The organism is Bacillus sp. FSL R12-0074 (genome assembly GCF_038005725.1).
In the GTDB taxonomy this organism is placed as follows: Bacteria; Bacillota; Bacilli; order Bacillales; family Bacillaceae_G; genus Bacillus_A; species Bacillus_A mycoides.
Window position 1 is genome coordinate 3,348,666 of sequence record NZ_JBBOTR010000001.1, and the last position, 16,702, is coordinate 3,365,367.

Below are 16,702 nucleotides of genomic sequence, written 5' to 3' on the forward strand. Positions count from 1 at the left end.
TTAATATAAATGGTAAAAAAGCACTTTTTCAAGTGCCCTTCCTTTTCTTTTTTAAAGATAGAAAATCTAATAAAATCAAACACCTAGATTAAACACATACATAATCCTACTTACAAACTCTCAGAGAGGTATAAACTATGGGAATTCCTACACTATTATTAAATACATTTATTATTATTATTTGTATCCTTAGTTACCAAGTATTTTGGCTAGAACATAAAGAAAAAATGGCATGTAATAATATATTAATTTCTGTACTTTCCTCCATTGCAATTATTTTTTGTATGACTTTTCCTTTTCATTTACACGCTGGGTTCATTTATGATTTACGTTTTATTCCCATTGTATTAGTTTTTCTATATGGAAATACAAAGAGCATTATTTGTATTGGAGTTTTATATCTTTCTTATAGATTTTACTTAGGTGGAAGCGGAGTCTTCCCATCATTTATTATCTTTACTACTATTTCTGTTATTACAATCATGTTTCGTTACTTGTCACCTACTTATTTCAAGGAAAAGAAGATATTATTAAGTATTCTACTTATTTTGATATGTACAACTTCCCTTTCTATCTGCGGTATTGTAACGCAAATAAATACAGGTGGTAAAATTGACTCTACTCTAATTGAATTTTTATTCAATTATATAATCATAAATATTTTCACAGTATTATTATCAGTTTATTTAATAGAAGGAATGATCGAGAAATATAAAATAAAAGAAAGAATGCAAAGAGCAGAAAAATTTTATATAGCTAGCGAACTAGCTGCATCGATCGCGCATGAAATTCATAATCCACTGACCACGGTACGTGGATTCACTCAATTACTAAATGAAGATGAGAGTGCTAAGATGTCTCAAGATAAGTACTTAGAAATTATGTTACTTGAAATGCAGCAAATACAATCTACTATTAATAACTATTTATCTTTAACCAAACCACAAAACATTATAAAAGAGGAACTAGATATTAATTACATATTAAATCAAGTGAAAGATAATATTTCACCACTCGCTCTTTCATATAATGTTGAAATAAAACAGCATATTACAACAGATTCCCTTTACATAAATGCTAATACTGAAAAATTAAAAATATGTCTAACCAACATCATACAAAATGGAATTGAGGCTATGAAAAATGGTGGCGTATTACAAATAAATATACAAAAAATAAAAGATAATATTGTAATTGATATTATTGATACAGGAATAGGAATGTCTTCCCAACAAATAAAACGTATTGCCTTGCCATTTTATTCAACAACAGAAAAAGGTACTGGGCTTGGTACTATGATTGCGTACAGTATTATTAAAGAATTAAACGGAGATATAGAGATAGAAAGTGAACTAGGAAAAGGAACACACTTTTCTATCACTATCCCCTGCTAATATAATAGAAGATTTATTTAAATGATATTATTTTGTAGCTAATATAACCATATAAAAAGAAGACGTAACTATTCGTCCTCTTTTTATATGGTTCTGGTGCAAAAATGTTAGTTAGAAACATAGAGTAGCAATTTCACAATTTATTCACAAGTACCGTTAAGCGCAAGTTTACGTTAAGTATGCTATTTGCATAATAATGTTTTCAAGAAAAAAGTAGCTGTACTTTTGTGCAGCTACTTTTTTATGCAATAAATCAGTAATAGATATTCGAGCTGCAATAAATGCCCCTTTTATACTTTGAAATGTAATTTGCAAACTACAATTTGACATAATTCTAATAGTATGGGATGTATATTTCTCCATAAAAGCAACTTATTTTTATCTCTTTTAAACAATTTATCATATTATTTTCATCTAATTAGGCACAGAAACGTTTTGCAAAATCTTACTACTTTTAGGAAAAACGTTTTTAGGGTACATTTTAAAATAGCTCTTTTTCTTTGAAATGTTTCTGTGCTTAATATTTAAAATATCTTATGTCAAAATTTCCCGCAACAAATATGTTAAATGATTCATAATTATATATAATTTGGAATATTAAAGTTAAATATTCCGTATTATACTCTATTAAATATAGCGTATTTAATTTATTAGTAATTAATTTATTAGTCTAAGTATGAATTATAAAGTATGTTCGTTTAAAATTGTCACAATATAATTTTATATTCGACGTTTTTAATTACTCGTGAAACATTTGCAAATGTTTTAACCGTTATGTATAAGGTAAATATCCCCTCTAAATATAAGATTTACTTAATTTAGATTCTTTCTCTCATAGTCGTAATGTCGAAAAAAGTCGAATTTTTATATTTTTTCTTTATTTTCTAGTTGTAAACGTTTTATTTTCATGTTACCATCTTAATCAAACATTAGATGATAATAAAACTTAAAGTATTTCTTTCCCTTAGAGACATATAAACGTTCGGTAATACCATGAAAATAAGGCCAAAGAAATATGAGTTACCTGATAAAAGATTTAATAGGATTTTTACCACCTTAATTTTCTGTTAATTCAGAATGTAACACTTTAACATTTTGTCCCTAAACAAAATTTAAATTTTAGTATGGTAAACTCAAAAAGCTAAATCACCCACCCAAATTAATAAATGATATATCCTGTTATATCTAGCGATCAGTCATGAGAAATAGATTTCTTCCTAAGAAAACTTAGCCCATTAATAAAAAGTGTCTAAATTTCTATCTTTATTACCATCTATTGTTGATAACATATTTACCAACTATAAAAAAGAGCCTATTGAAGGTTCTTTTTATTATAATCATTAGCACTTCAATTATTGATAATCATTGGTGTTGAATCTTTATTCCCTCACCTTATATAGCTTTCTTTTATTAACACTTGAAGACTTATTGAGGTACGGTTCTGATTTTAATTTTTTTTTTATTTTTAAGCGACTAATTTCCGAATGATGGGCCATCCACAGTTTTATATCTAATAAAGAAAGAATTATATCTGTTTCAAGTGATATTTTGCTTACCTCCTTCTCTCTTATGGGTTATGTAGATAATATATCTCTTGAATCTGGAGCCTTTAGAACACATAATGGATACCCTAAAAAATGGACTTTATTTTATCTTTATCTTATCTTTAAATTTTTCTATTAAACTTAGCATTTAGAAAAAAATTTTCGAGTCTAAAAAAGCTGGGAAATAGAGAATTATTGAATTTTTTTAATAACCAGCCACCATTGAAAATAGGGTTTCTTGTAAAAGGAGGAGTAATATTTGAAGAATAAGAGAAAAGTACAAACTATTATATTATTCTTTATTAGTATTTTAGGGTTAGGAACAATAATCGGGATACTATATTTTAATGACAAAACCAATACTCAAAAAAATAAAGCGTTTGCTACCGAGGAACGTTTATTGCAATATGAGCCCATCATGAAAAAAGAATTAGAAAAATATAATTTGGGAGAAAAAACAGCAATTTTACTAGGAATTATGTACCACGAGAGTAGGGGTGAGGGCAACGACCCTATGCAATCTTCCGAATCACTTGGATTAAAGCCAAATGAAATCCAAGAGATAAACTTGAGCATTAAACAAGGGGTAAGGCACTTCGTTCAAATGTATAGATATGGAGAAGAAAAAGGTGTTAGCATGGATGCAATTATTCAAAGCTATAATATGGGGCCAGGCTATATTGATTTTATTGCCAATCAAGAAGCTAAACAACACTCGGAAGATACAGCTAAACAGTTTTCTAAATTGAAAGTTGATCAGAATCCAGCTACATACACTTGTGGTGGAAATAAACAAAATTTTAGATATCCATATTGTTACGGTGATTTCACATATACAACAAAAGTGAATGAAAAAGCAAAACTTATTGAAGAGCGCCTCCAAAAAAATTAAAATTGTATATATTTGTTTGAAGGAGTTTTCCATTTACTTTTATATGGTTTTTCATCAACTTTTATCCACTCTTACCATCTAAATGTATATATACAACTATCGTATCATATTTCAATTTAAATACGGCTCTAGTTACATATTTCGCAAAAAATCTATCCAGAATATAAATTAAATCACCATTTTACATGAAATAGTATCCACTTAGCGAATTCATTAGGCATAAAAATAAATGTAGATTCAATAAAAAGAGAGTACCCTCGCTATTGGTGCTCTCAATGTGAATTGGGGTTTATCCTGAGCATTGAATAGGACACGAAGAACTCGTCCTGTTACATAATATTATGCTTGTCCATATCATAATGTGCAATAAAAAAGCACCCTCGCCCAGGCGCCAAGAGATACATATACGTTGAGGTAACTAACACGTTAGAAAAGGCCCTCCATATCATTGTATGATTATCAATTATCTTTATACCTATCAGACTCATTAAATACGTTTAATGTATCATTTCTATTAGTTTAACCATGCCTAATGCCATCCAATTCATGGTTAGTATTCTAAATAGACCAACGATGTATTATAATCCTTTATATATCCAAGGAGGTTTACCATGCTTAATTTTCATAAAACATTCCCCATCTTAGGATTCTTTTGGTTTTTATATAGTTTTATCGGCATCATCTTTTTATTACTATTCCTTAGCGTGTAGTAACAACGCGTATAAATATATGTTTAATGTGTGATTTCTATTATCGGCTTTGTTAACTAACACTTAAATTATTTTAACAGCCTTTTGTTTAATTCCCTCAAAGCTGTTTTGTTACTATCCCATTTTAAAAGCGTTACGGCTTCCTCAAAGCACAACCATTTATACTTGAAGTGTTCTTTAGATAATTTAATATTTTTTGTAGGAACTTTAACTCCAAAAGAAAATTCTTTTATTACATAAACATCTTCTCCCCAAAGAAATTCACCAACTACATCCTCTACTGGTAGTGAAGACACAGAATCTAGTTTTATATATGGACATTCTCTTATAATACCAGCCTCTTCAAACGCTTCCCGTTTTGCTGATTCAATAGGAGTCTCACCATCTTCTCCACCACCAGCTATTCCTTGCCAATAACCATAATCACTTCGATTAAAAATGCCATATTGAATGGAATCATCAGTTTTTATATAAGGAAATATCAATACTTGATACGGCGCTCTCATTGCTTAACCTCCTCTCGAAAAAATATGAACAATTTATTCACTAACTTGCTATTTTAGTAAATAAAGAGCCAACATCAAAATTCTACATTAATAATGCAGGTTTATGGTATCGGCTCTCCATTTTTTAAGGATTTTATTTTTCATAAATAGGTTTACTCTTAACGTGATAAAAACCTGCTTATTTCTTATTTAATTTGCTTAGCGTGTTTTTTTTCGAAATGCTGGCGGTATCACATGTTGACTAACCAGTCCAAATAGTCCCTAAAACGGTCGTTTAAGGAACTTTATTTATATCTATCAAAACTGACTGAAATATGTTTAAAATTCAGTTCAAAAACTCATTACCAAAAACAAAGTTTTATATCAAACATCAAATACCGTTTATGGAACACTCTTAATGTACGGAAAACCAAGTTTTTTAAATAAAAAGTTCCTTAGCGTACGAAATTCGCGTTATGTTGGCGGGACCCCATCGCCATCAAGTTAAGGTTTTGAAGTACCCCCTAAACGAAAAAATTCTTTCTCTATAGGGGCACCATATCAAAAAAGAAAATTGTAAGTTTAGACACATTTTAGATACAAAATAACCGATTCCTTATACGTTAAGGGACCGGTTATTTATTTTCCTACTTTTTTAGGGAGGTTTTTCTTGTAATGATCTTAAATGATTGATTTAAGGTTATAAACTTAAATCATAAATAAAAGATAGAGTAAACACTATATAAGAAATAAATGTAACGAAAACAAGAAAACATATAAACTGAGCATTAGATACATATTGTTCTATTCTTTTTTTCATTTTAATTAGTATTATTTTTCAGATGTGAAGTATCAATTTGAATTTCACCTTTCCAAGATCCAATTACTTTTCCAATTCTATTTATATTTACATCTAAAGTAAGGGGCTGTTTAAAATCGTCTTTTCCCTCAGAAACTATAACAAATGTAGCAACACCTTCGGGTTTATCATTATCACGAATACCTACATCATTTAATTTTTTACCTGCTGCCATAAGTTCAAAAGGAAGACGGTCATCTGAATCATGGATAAATGATAGTCTCCCTTCATGTTTAATCTCAGGGTTTTCCTCTTGTTGCCCATTAATTTTACCATCACTTTCGAGCTCTAATCCTGATGTATCAAATTCAAATGGTACTAAACTTCCGTCAGCTTTTTCCATTCTATAATGAACTGATATACGTGAATCTGCGATATATAATTCTTTGAAATGTACAGTAATACCTTGATCTGTAATTTTTTCATCAATAGGAATATATTTACCATTCTTCATCATATCTTGTGTGACACCATTTTCATCTTGTATTCCTTCATTTACAACTTTATCATTTGTAATTGCATCAGAAAAATATGAGGCAACATTTGTAGCCGCTACTTGTACTTGTGGAATCATTGCTGTTGTGAAAAGTGCTGCTGCAGCTACTGCTGTATACATGAAACGTTTTGATTTTTTACTCATGTTTGTAAAGAGTCCCTTCTTCTGTTGTTTTTTGTGATTTATATTAGAAACATTGTCTAGCTTGGAACGACTTTCAAATTTTTTCCATGCTTGTTCTATATCAATTTTGATTTCTTGTGGTGAATTTGCAGATTCTTCATCTAGCATTACGTTTTCCCATTGATTTAATTTACTGATTTCTACTAATAAATCTTGGCATGCTTCACATGTATCTAGGTGCTTTGTGAATTCCTTTCTTATATCATGAGAAAGTTCTCCATCAATATATGTTTGAATAAATCCGATATCATAACATTTCATTTGTTATGCCTCCTCCATTTGTTTATAAATCTTACGAAATTTCATTTTGGCTCGGACCAATAATGTTCCAATAGAAGATATTTCAATTTGAAGTATTTCTGCAATTTCTTTATATTGAAAACCAGAGAATTTCATTAGTAAAAGGGTTCGTTCTCGATCATTCATTTTATTTAGTATCGTTTGTACCTTTGTAATTTCTTCTTTTCTTATCCAATCATCGTCTAATGATGAAACATTTTGTACTTCATGGTATTGTATTTCTTTATCAATCTTCGCTTGTTGCCTTTTTTCAGATCGCAAATGGTTATAAGCTACATAAGTAGAAGATTTAATCAACCATCCAGGTATGTTTTCAATTACTTTCCAGTCGCTACGATATAATTGTAAAAACACTTCTTGTGCTAACTCTTCAGCGATAGATTGATCTTTAACAATCCATATAATCTGTTTCACAGCATAAGCATAGTACTGCTTAAATAAATCTTCAAAAGGCATATCAGAAGCATGACTTTCTTCATTTTCTATGGTTAACATGTTAGTTTAAACCTCACTTTCAATTTGATGCCTGTATTATAGAGAAACCAGAAAAACGGATTTTGTGACAGTTTTTCTGGTTATTTTTTTATTATGTACTAAAAAAAGCATTCATCTGATTAAAAGATAAATGCCAAAAGGGAAATGAAAACATAAAACTATAACTCTTGCAGTAATTTTCTATTAATGGAGTACCGCCACATCGCTATCAAGCTAATAAAAAGAAATGCCCCCCTAGAATGAAAAAAACGCCATCCTTTCCTATGATTCTACAGAAAGAATAACGTATTTTTTCATTTTAGGGGAACAATTAATCTCTTAAGTTGATGAGCATGCAGCAAGCCCCTTTAAAGGTAATATTGTGGTACCAGGCTGCCCTCTATACTGAAAAGGTAATATCACAACTCAAACTGCTATATTTATTTCCTGTCGAATACACTCTTTTTTATTAGCACGTTTCCATAAATATATGGTGTAGAAGAATAAAATTGCAATAATAATATATACAAAAAGCGACGAGGCTTGAACATTCCCCATAAAATTAAAGAAATTATTAAAAGCGTGGAAAGTAATGGTGATAATAATTGATTGCTTAATTACGATAAGTAAGGACAGAACAAGTCCAACTAAAAATGCATATATGATTTGTAAAATGGTATCTTCAATAGACTGCCCACCAATTAGTTGTAATAAATGGGTGATACCAAACAAAAAACTTGAAATCAAAACTGATTTTTTTATCCCCTTTGAAAACAACATTTTGAGCATAAATCCACGAAAAAAGATTTCCTCAGTAAATGCAACAACAAAAAATTGCATGATAAACATAAAAAATAAGTCAGATACCGATGTGGTGAGACCCCATAAAGAAAAGACACCCTAAGGTGCCTTCCTCCGACTTGAACCACTTTAATTTAATAATATGTATTGGACATTAAGTAAACACGTCCTATAAAACAGAATCATTTATTTTCAACAGATTGTTAGTGTACAAATACAAGAGAATCGAGATCGTTTGTTTGGCTAGATTAAAGCAACGCCACACCACACCTATATGGTTGAGATGTGTTACGCCTTCTAATCGGAGAATCAGCTTTATAGAACGTGTCCACAATTTATATTTTACTACATGTAATATTTATTTTATGTAATTTTTACAAATATGTATAATTACATAAAATTTACGAGAAAAAGAGAGTATACTTTGATATTGTGTAATAAAGATAAGGCCCACCTACGGAAATAGGTGGGTTTTTTGTTGGGCATTACTATCTCATTGCACAAACGGGAATTTGCATTAAAATAATATCATATTCTTAGAGTTCTTATATTGAGAAAAAAGACACTCTTATGAGTGCCCCTTTTTTAGTAACCGAATCCGCCGCCCCAACAACTACATCCTATAATGATTAACAGGATGAATAGAACGATCAGTAAAGCAAATCCGCCACCTAACTGTCTACGCTTAAAGATTAAAGTTACCTTTAGCCCTCCAAGACTCGCTACGAGCGAATGGCTAGTTCTTACTCGACGGGAATCCCACCCGTTATATGATACGACCTAGGCTCGGCCGCACACCTGCCTCGTTAGTTAATATGAAAATGAAACCCAATGTCTTTCAGGCGAAAGTATAATCTTGGTTTGGAAATATACAACTGTTTGGACATAAAAAAGACCATCGAAATGATGGTCTTGCAGACTGTAGACAAATGCATAAAATAACGAATGAACCTTTCTCTGAACACTTACTTTACTTCTTTCATAAATAGTCTAACGTTTTCAGCGATTTCTTTGAATTTGGTATGGTGTAAATAATGTGATCCATCCATGGTTACTACTTTTCCATGTACCGAGTCTTTGATCTGCCCTTCATGCAGAGGTATCCATCCTGCTACATCTTCATTATTCGCTTGTACAAAGAGAAGAAGTGGAAGATATTTAGGGAAGATTAAACCTTGAGCCCCTTTAAAATTAGACGAAATATGATCCATCTCATTCAAGGTTGTGTCATTATACATGTTTTTATTCGAAATCATTTTCATTTGCTCTACGGTTTTTTCATCAAATTCCAGTCCAGCATAGGGGTCAGCACTGATTTTCATAGCCAATCTTAAGAGACCTGATTTTTTGAGATATGCAAACGTTTTTAATGGGAAATTGATATCCATACCCGGTTGTGTTGCAACACTGCTATCGATTCCGACAAATGCAGTCACCTCGTTTGGATATTTGTTCACATAATCAATTCCATAAATGCCTGTAATGGAGTGGCCCATGAGCATGTATCTGTTAATATTAAGCTGCTGTAGAGCTTCATGAACTTCACTTACCATATTCTCCGTGGTTCGCTCTTTTACAGTTTCATCACTTAATCCATAACCGAAAGGCTCTACCGCAACAACTTTGTAAAATGGAGATAATTCATCGATAAGAAGCTTAAAATCAAGCCCTGGAGTAGCTGTTCCATAACCAGGCAGGAGCACGATCGTTTCCTCGCCCTCGCCTTGAATTAACACATTCATGTTTCTCCCGTCTACAGATACGTGCTGCCCGTAGGGCACTATTCGTTTTTGCTCCGAATGACTACTCATCACATTTATGATATAAACAATACCTAAAAAAAGTACAATGGCTAGAACGATTGCTCCTATGATTTTAAGTAAGATGTTTCGCACTTTCTTTATTTTCATTCCCCTCAGCGTTTTCTTCTCCTCTTGTTGTGTCACTTTCATCTTCTCCTGTCCTAATCTGTTTGCCTTCCTTCATGTGCCTGTAATGAAAACTTAACCAATGAAGATGTACTCACCATGACGACAATATGAACTGAATATGAACTGCCAAAAAAAATGCTACGGCTCTATATGCAAGTAAGCTTGCATATGAGTCGTAGCATAGAGAATGAATCTAACTAATCTGTTGGTGTAGTGATTGGCAAGGTGACAATGAAGGTCGTTCCTTGACCAGGTTCACTTTTCACTCGGATGTCACCTTGATGAAGCGACACGATCTGTTTAACGATAGCAAGTCCCATACCACTTCCGTCATACTTACGACTGTGGGAACGATCGGCCTTAAAAAAACGCTCGAATATACGCTTCTGGTCGTCAAGGTGAATACCAATACCAGTGTCGGATATTAGGATTGTTACGTTTTTGATATCTTGTTTGATGCTTACGTTAATCACGCCGGCATCCTCGGAAAATTTGATGCTATTTCTGAGGATATTCGTCCATACCTGATTTAACAGGTCATGATCAGCCGTTACTTTAACTGTCTGTAAATCAAGCTCGAAACGTATATCGCGAGCAGACCATTGTGGCTGGAGCGCCACGATTATCCGTCGGATTTGTTCATCGAGGCTGAACGTGACGAGCCGCAGTTGCTTTGACTGCGATTCAAGAAAACTCAGCTTTAGCAGGTTATCGCTCATTTTGGACATCCTTTTCGCTTCAGCGATGATAATATCAAGATAACGGCTTCGTTCGTATTCTGAAAGGTCAACTTGCTTAAGCACTAGAGCATAACCGGATATCGAAGTGAGCGGAGACTGAACCTCGTGCGACACGTTCGTTACGAATTCCCTGCGCATCTGCTCAAGTTGCTGCAGATCGTGCATCATTTCTTCGAAGCTGCGAGCCAAAGTACCCAGCTCACTCGTTTGCTTAATATTCAACTTGACGTTGAAATCTCCAGATGCTATCCGCTTGGTCGCTTTTGTCAGCTTTTTTATCGGTCTTACCAGGAATACAGAGGCAACTAGAATCAATAAGCTTCCTGCAATCAACGAACATGTTGCAAAGACCAATGCCCACTTTGTGACAAAAGAGGCTGAAGGAGGGGCGAGCGCTTCCAAAAATATCGCTTTCGTTCCCATTTCCGTTTTCAACGGCAACCCTAAGAGGACCGTGGCAATACCATTAGGAGTGTCCTGAACAACACCTCCATCTAATACTTTCTTTAGTTGCTCCATCGTCACAGGCGCAGGTTTGTGTCCGTGAAGTTTACCGTAAGACTTGAACTGACCCGTTGCTTCGTAAATTCGAATATAATAAGAATCGAGCTGCTTCATTTCACTTACGAACAAGTCCGCTTCACGTAACGGAAAGGTCTTGTAAATCCGGACGATGTCTTGGCCAAAGTTACGTGAGTTGATTTGAGCGTTTTCGTTCAATTTATCTTCGAATATCCAAGTTGACACCAAAAAAGAAATGATCGTGCCCCCGATGATGGAGACTAAAAATGTCAGGACAACACGTATATATAAGGATCTGATCATTCATAAACCTCAAGCCGATACCCAAGCCCGCGCACCGTTTCGATCCGAAAATCGGGTGTTGTCGCGAACCGTTCACGCAGCCGTTTAATATGTACGTCTACCGTTCGATCATCTCCGGCGTAATCGATACCCCAAATCTGATCGATCAACTGCACGCGCGTATAGACTTGTCCGGGTGTTCCAGCGAGCTTATACAGCAATTCGAACTCCTTTAGCGGCAACTTAAGCGACTCCGTCCCGTTCATCACCTTATAGGTCTGTCGATCAAGGATGACGTTCCCGAAATGGATCTTCTGCGTGGAGCCAATCTTGTATCGTTTGAGTAGTGCCCTAACACGAACCGTCAACTCTAACGGATCGAATGGTTTGGTTAAATAATCGTCCGTCCCAAGTTCGAAACCTTTCACTTTCTCCCATGTTTCTCCTCTCGCAGTCAGCATAAGTAAAGGTAAATCAGGATTGGCTCTTCGGAGCTCCTTGCTTAACGTCCAACCATCCATAATCGGCATCATAATGTCAAGTACGACAAGATCGACATTCGTTGAGATGTAGACGGCCAGTGCTTCCTTGCCGTCCGCTGCTTCAGCTGTTGCGAATCCGTCGTTGCGTAGAAATAAACAGACGAGTTCGCGAATGTTCGCATCGTCGTCAGCAACTAGTATAGTAGGCATCGGTTCCCTCTTTTCCCTGTTTTCCACCGCATTATTTCGAGCAATCATTATACTATAAATTAACACGTATGTTGATTAACCAAAGTAATACAGTTTCTTGATTTATCGACCTGTAGAATTCAAGTGTTTCTTTCAAACTAATTTGCCACTCAATTGACAAGGCTTCACAAAGAAACAGGCATGTGAAACCTGCAAATGACAAGCGTTTATTTTGTCTTTTGGCCTTGTGCACGAAGAAATTTCAGCAAAGCATAGGCAATTATAGCTGTGAATAACTGACTGAACAACGCATTGGATGTTGTGCCAAACAATACAGGAACGTTCAAATTCAGCTAAATCCAGCGGAAAAATGATTGTCGGGTAAAGAACTGGCGCGGTATCAGTTATGACCCGTCTCCAGCCCCTCCCCATAAGAACTGCTCGTGAAGTTTTCCCTCAAGCAGCTCACCCCATAAACTTCATCAAAAGGGTTATGAGACCTATCAGATGGCAGACACTTTTATCAATATCTTCCCGAGCTTTCGAGAGGACGAACTTTCCAGTTCCAGTAGAGTCCTAGTACACCATAGAGATATTCATTACTCCATCTCTGCCATCCAATGCTACGCTTTTGTCGCCGTTTCCTTCTCGTCAATAACGTACGGACTTTCATCTCTGTATAGTCTCGTACTTTACTAAAAGCTCGACTAGAATTCCCAACCCGGAAGTAATTCACCCATCCAATCAGTACAGTATTGATTTGTTTTACTAAATCTTGTGCAGGCTTGGCGCCTGCGTTTCTGATTAATTCTCGGATTTTTGCTTTCACTTTCGTACAGGCTTTCTTCTTCGGGGTAATAAGAACAAAGTATCTACTCTTATTTCGATTAAGTACTCGCCTCAAATCAAATCCTAGGAATCCGAAGGATTCTCCTTTTAAAACATTAACCACTCGGGTCTTCTCCAGATTCAGTTCAACTCCCAAAGGCTTTAATTGTTCCCACAGTCGTCGCAATGCCAATTCAGCCCATCCACGTTTACTAGAGTGTCCGCTTACAGTGATAACTATATCATCAGCAAAACGGTGATAGTTTACAGCCTCGTAATGGTTTTCTGTTGTCTTACGTCGAATGGCATCAAATGTCCAATCTACTTCATTGAGGTAGATGTTTGCGGCTAGGGGAGAAAATGGTCCCCCTTGCGGGACACCAATCTTTCCTGTCACCTTGATTACCTGTTTTACAAGGTGCATAACTTGCGAATCTTGGACACGCTTTGCAATTTTCTCCAAAAGTATGTGGTGTCGAATTGTATCAAAGTAGCGTGACAGGTCAACATCGATTACTACAGTCATCCGGCGCAATATGCTACGTCGCACTTCTGCCAGTGCTTGATGTGGAGAGCGTTTTGGTCGGAATCCGTAGGAATTTGAACAGAAATCAGCTTCAAAGATGGCTTCCAATATGAGTTTTAGCGCTCCTTGGACCACGCGGTCCCGTATACACGGGATTTGTAGTGTCCGCATTTTTCCGTTTTCTTTTGGGATTTCTACTTTACGATTAGCTTGTGGTTGATATGTTCCAGCCTGTAGTTCTGCTTGGATATTCTTTAAAAACGGCATAACTCCCTCTAGCTCTATATCAGCGAAACTTTTCCCGTCGATGCCTGGGGCACCGTTGTTTTTCCTCGCTTGCTGATATGCTTCATGAAGGGTTGTTATTTTGGTAATGTGGGAAAATATTCCCCAAAACCGATGCGTAGGTTCAGACTTCGCCTTTTGATAGATTCGTCGCCTTAGTTCCTGCAAAGTAATAGGTGTTTTTATCATGGCACCCTTGCCTCCTTTGGTCGTACGAAATATTTACAGGTTCGGACCCTTCCCTCCCCGCGCGTTTTGCTGCACGCAGATCTCTGGTACTACGATCCGTTCCGCCACCCTGACACCTACCGTTCTCACTTCCCGATCGCGGTTATAGAGACGGTCTCCTCGATGAGGTTTCTTCATCGGGTGTCGAGGGCTTCTCCAGTTTCCACATTATCTTTCTCTCCATGTCGCCGCTGATACCCCGCCGGTGAGAACTGCCGTTCCAGACTCGTTTCGGTCAGTTCTTGCTGCTTTCGCACGTTATCGACCGTCTCAGCCACCGGAATTGCGTGTAACGAGGCTACGTCTACGTTCACTGTACGTTACAACCTGGAGATTTGCCCACATGCCTTTTGCATGTGATGTCAGAGGGCTTCGCCGTGTCGCTTTCACTTCATGGCGCCTCTCAGGCTACGGGAGTGGAGTCTATTCTCCCGATTGGACTTTCACCAACTAGATAATGTGTCCTTATCTGGACACGCCGATTTGCCAACGCAAAGAATACCAGTCATGTACCTGTCCCATCGGGACAATATCTGTAGGGGTGTTTGTCATATATACATTGATACCACTGAGTCGTTTACTACGAGGAGAATACTTCATTCCTTTCTTTTTTTCTCTTACAGCTTGATCTTGTAATCGTTTTTGTTGCTGTTGTTTTGTTAATCGATGAACAATTACACGAGCTGGCACTTTATCAATCATTCCTACATAAGCATCAGCTATTTCACATGTTTGTCCTGGTTGAAGGGAGTTCATTAACGTCTCCATATCTATCTGTATATACTCTGTACCTTTCTTAATTCTTCCATCTTGAAAATAATCAGGGTTAGGATTTTTTTGATAAATACGTGTATTTGACTTGATACGAGAGATATAGTAGGCCTCGTTATCTTGTATATATTGAAGGTCTTTTAAATGAAAATAACCTAAATCTCGGATACATAAATCATTCGCTGTCACAGTTGGGGCACACAGAGAGCCGTAAGTGCGATCATGTTGTTTACCTGGACCTGTATGAATATGTAGGAACTGTCCACTTAACAAATCATACTCAAGTTGAATTTTTATCCCAGCTGTATGGCTGCATCCTCCTGCACCTGGATAAACCGATGAAAATACATCCGGGAGTTGAAATGCAGTTGAATCTAAAATACGAATACGCTTGAAAACAGAAGTATATGGAGAAGAAATCGGCATAGATGAGATCAGTTTTTGGTTTAGTAGTTCAGCTAGTATGTGTTGTAAAAGTTGGACGGCCGCCTTATTAAATCGTTGATTCAGTCCTTCAGGACTGATAAGCACTGCTGTTGATGCTTCTAAACAGCTAGATAACTGAGTTAAAGAAGTCATAGCTACATTTTGGCTCACCCATACACATAAAGCGACTAAATCTTTTGCTTGGTACTTACTGGTTCGTTGTACAAAACCAACATCTCTAGCAAGATCCCGTAAGGTATTTGGAGATAAAAAACTTTGAATCTCTTGAGCAAATAGTTGTAATTCGTCAGACACAGAAACAGACATAAAAAACGCCATCCTTTCCTATGATTCTACAGAAAGAATAGCGTATTTTTTCATTCTAGGGGGCATTTCTTTTTATTAGCTTGATAGCGATGGGGTAGCACCACATGGCTATCAACCTAAAATTTTATAGTATCCCCAAAACGAGAAAATTGGCATCTCCAGATGAAAATATACATTTTTTGTTTTTGGGATACTAGTTTCATTAGCTTGATGGGCATATTGGTGAAACCTCGAAATGGACATTTTGGTAGGCAATTCTTCTTCTCTTAAAATAACCTTAAATATATTATAGATTTAAGGTTATTAGAAAAATAAATGGTATAATTTTCTAAAACATCCTGGATAAAGTTGATTTTAGAAAAGGAGTAGAGAGGAAATGTTTCAGAAGCTCAAATTTTATTTACTCAGTCTTGTAATTAGTTCAATGTTAGGTGGGATTATCATAGGTGCTAATTTCTTTGTCCATAACATCTACTATTTAGTTGTAGGTAAAGAATTTCATTTTAATATGTGGTCTTCCATTATTATATTTAGTATCGTATTTATTTCGGGTTTCTCGTATATGTTGAAAAAGGGTCCAGATATACTTGTTAATGATTAAACCAATAGTACTTATCGTAGGCGCTACCATGATCTGGTTGGCGTCTTGTTTGTTGTTAAGGAAAGATAACAAAACAAAATTTCCTTAATCACAAGGCTTTAAAAGTAACCTATCCATAGTGATATTAAAGTTACTACTAACAAGGCAAGAAGAAATGTGATATTTCGAATCCACTTTTGTATATCATCAAAATACCGTTCTATAAATGCAACGTTGATATAAAACATGAGAAATACAACAAAGAAGGTAAAGTTACCAAATTTATCATTCAATTTTTCATTAGTAAATGTGCTTACATGAAGGAATAGTAAAGCAAAAGTTACTAAGAATAACTCAAATAGCCTTTTTTTGCTCACGCCACCACCACTCTACAGTAATTTCCTTTCGTTTTATTTTATCTGAACGTAGTGTGTAGCAGACTATGAA

The 16,702-nt window shown here is 35.3% G+C and carries 13 protein-coding genes and 2 pseudogenes; 3 read left to right on the forward strand and 12 right to left on the reverse strand.

The features are described 5' to 3' along the window. Positions 1-137: 137 nt before the first annotated feature. Positions 138-1,394 carry an ATP-binding protein gene (locus NSS97_RS17405; protein ID WP_107887980.1) on the forward strand — a complete coding sequence of 419 codons (1,257 nt, stop codon included), beginning with the start codon at positions 138-140 and terminating at the stop codon, positions 1,392-1,394. A 168-nt stretch (positions 1,395-1,562) separates the two neighbouring features. Here the strand turns inward: NSS97_RS17405 and NSS97_RS17410 are convergent, their stop codons facing one another. Then, positions 1,563-1,757 (reverse strand): hypothetical protein, encoded by a 195-nt coding sequence (locus tag NSS97_RS17410; RefSeq protein ID WP_033732005.1) that lies wholly within the window; start codon positions 1,755-1,757, stop codon positions 1,563-1,565. A 1,440-nt stretch (positions 1,758-3,197) separates the two neighbouring features. Here NSS97_RS17410 and NSS97_RS17415 point away from each other — a divergent pair. Further along, positions 3,198-3,830: a lysozyme family protein gene (locus tag NSS97_RS17415; RefSeq protein WP_044438774.1), complete on the forward strand. Its 633-nt coding sequence runs from the start codon at positions 3,198-3,200 to the stop codon at positions 3,828-3,830. Positions 3,831-4,608: 778 nt separating this feature from the next. Here NSS97_RS17415 and NSS97_RS17420 read toward each other — a convergent pair. The 10 genes and pseudogenes from NSS97_RS17420 to NSS97_RS17465 all read right to left on the reverse strand — a co-directional run. Continuing rightward, positions 4,609-5,046: an NUDIX hydrolase gene (locus NSS97_RS17420; RefSeq protein WP_002190239.1), complete on the reverse strand. Its 438-nt coding sequence runs from the start codon at positions 5,044-5,046 to the stop codon at positions 4,609-4,611. Between the two features lie 800 nt (positions 5,047-5,846). Next, positions 5,847-6,824 (reverse strand): DUF4179 domain-containing protein, encoded by a 978-nt coding sequence (locus NSS97_RS17425; protein ID WP_044438778.1) that lies wholly within the window; start codon positions 6,822-6,824, stop codon positions 5,847-5,849. 3 nt (positions 6,825-6,827) lie between these two features. Then, positions 6,828-7,358: an RNA polymerase sigma factor SigX gene (locus tag NSS97_RS17430; RefSeq protein WP_002016748.1), complete on the reverse strand. Its 531-nt coding sequence runs from the start codon at positions 7,356-7,358 to the stop codon at positions 6,828-6,830. Between the two features lie 405 nt (positions 7,359-7,763). Then, positions 7,764-8,213: pseudogene (locus tag NSS97_RS17435) on the reverse strand (CPBP family intramembrane glutamic endopeptidase); the annotation flags it as partial. Between the two features lie 510 nt (positions 8,214-8,723). Then, positions 8,724-8,831 carry a YjcZ family sporulation protein gene (locus NSS97_RS17440; RefSeq protein ID WP_107888022.1) on the reverse strand — a complete coding sequence of 36 codons (108 nt, stop codon included), beginning with the start codon at positions 8,829-8,831 and terminating at the stop codon, positions 8,724-8,726. A gap of 272 nt (positions 8,832-9,103) precedes the next feature. After that, on the reverse strand, positions 9,104-10,084 hold the full coding sequence (locus NSS97_RS17445) for an alpha/beta fold hydrolase (protein WP_107887979.1): 981 nt from the start codon (positions 10,082-10,084) through the stop codon (positions 9,104-9,106). A 182-nt stretch (positions 10,085-10,266) separates the two neighbouring features. Further along, entirely contained in the window at positions 10,267-11,634 is a 1,368-nt protein-coding gene (locus tag NSS97_RS17450; protein WP_044438784.1) for a sensor histidine kinase, read from the reverse strand. Next, positions 11,631-12,305 carry a response regulator transcription factor gene (locus NSS97_RS17455; protein WP_002084315.1) on the reverse strand — a complete coding sequence of 225 codons (675 nt, stop codon included), beginning with the start codon at positions 12,303-12,305 and terminating at the stop codon, positions 11,631-11,633. Before NSS97_RS17455 ends, NSS97_RS17450 begins: the two co-directional genes overlap by 4 nt. Positions 12,306-12,807: 502 nt before the next feature. Beyond that, positions 12,808-14,112, reverse strand: a complete 1,305-nt coding sequence (gene ltrA / locus NSS97_RS17460) for a group II intron reverse transcriptase/maturase (protein ID WP_061674703.1) — start codon at positions 14,110-14,112, stop codon at positions 12,808-12,810. A gap of 513 nt (positions 14,113-14,625) precedes the next feature. Next, positions 14,626-15,675 (reverse strand): annotated as a pseudogene (locus tag NSS97_RS17465) (IS4 family transposase); the annotation flags it as partial. 376 nt (positions 15,676-16,051) lie between these two features. On the opposite strand from NSS97_RS17465, the gene NSS97_RS17470 reads away from it, so the two are divergent. After that, the gene (locus NSS97_RS17470) at positions 16,052-16,276 is read left to right on the forward strand and encodes a hypothetical protein (RefSeq protein WP_044438791.1); all 225 of its coding nucleotides are present in this window, start codon (positions 16,052-16,054) and stop codon (positions 16,274-16,276) included. Between the two features lie 98 nt (positions 16,277-16,374). Here NSS97_RS17470 and NSS97_RS17475 read toward each other — a convergent pair whose 3' ends face one another. Further along, complete coding sequence (locus NSS97_RS17475; protein WP_002128363.1) at positions 16,375-16,632, reverse strand: DUF3963 domain-containing protein; 258 nt, start codon at positions 16,630-16,632, stop codon at positions 16,375-16,377. Positions 16,633-16,702: the final 70 nt, after the last annotated feature.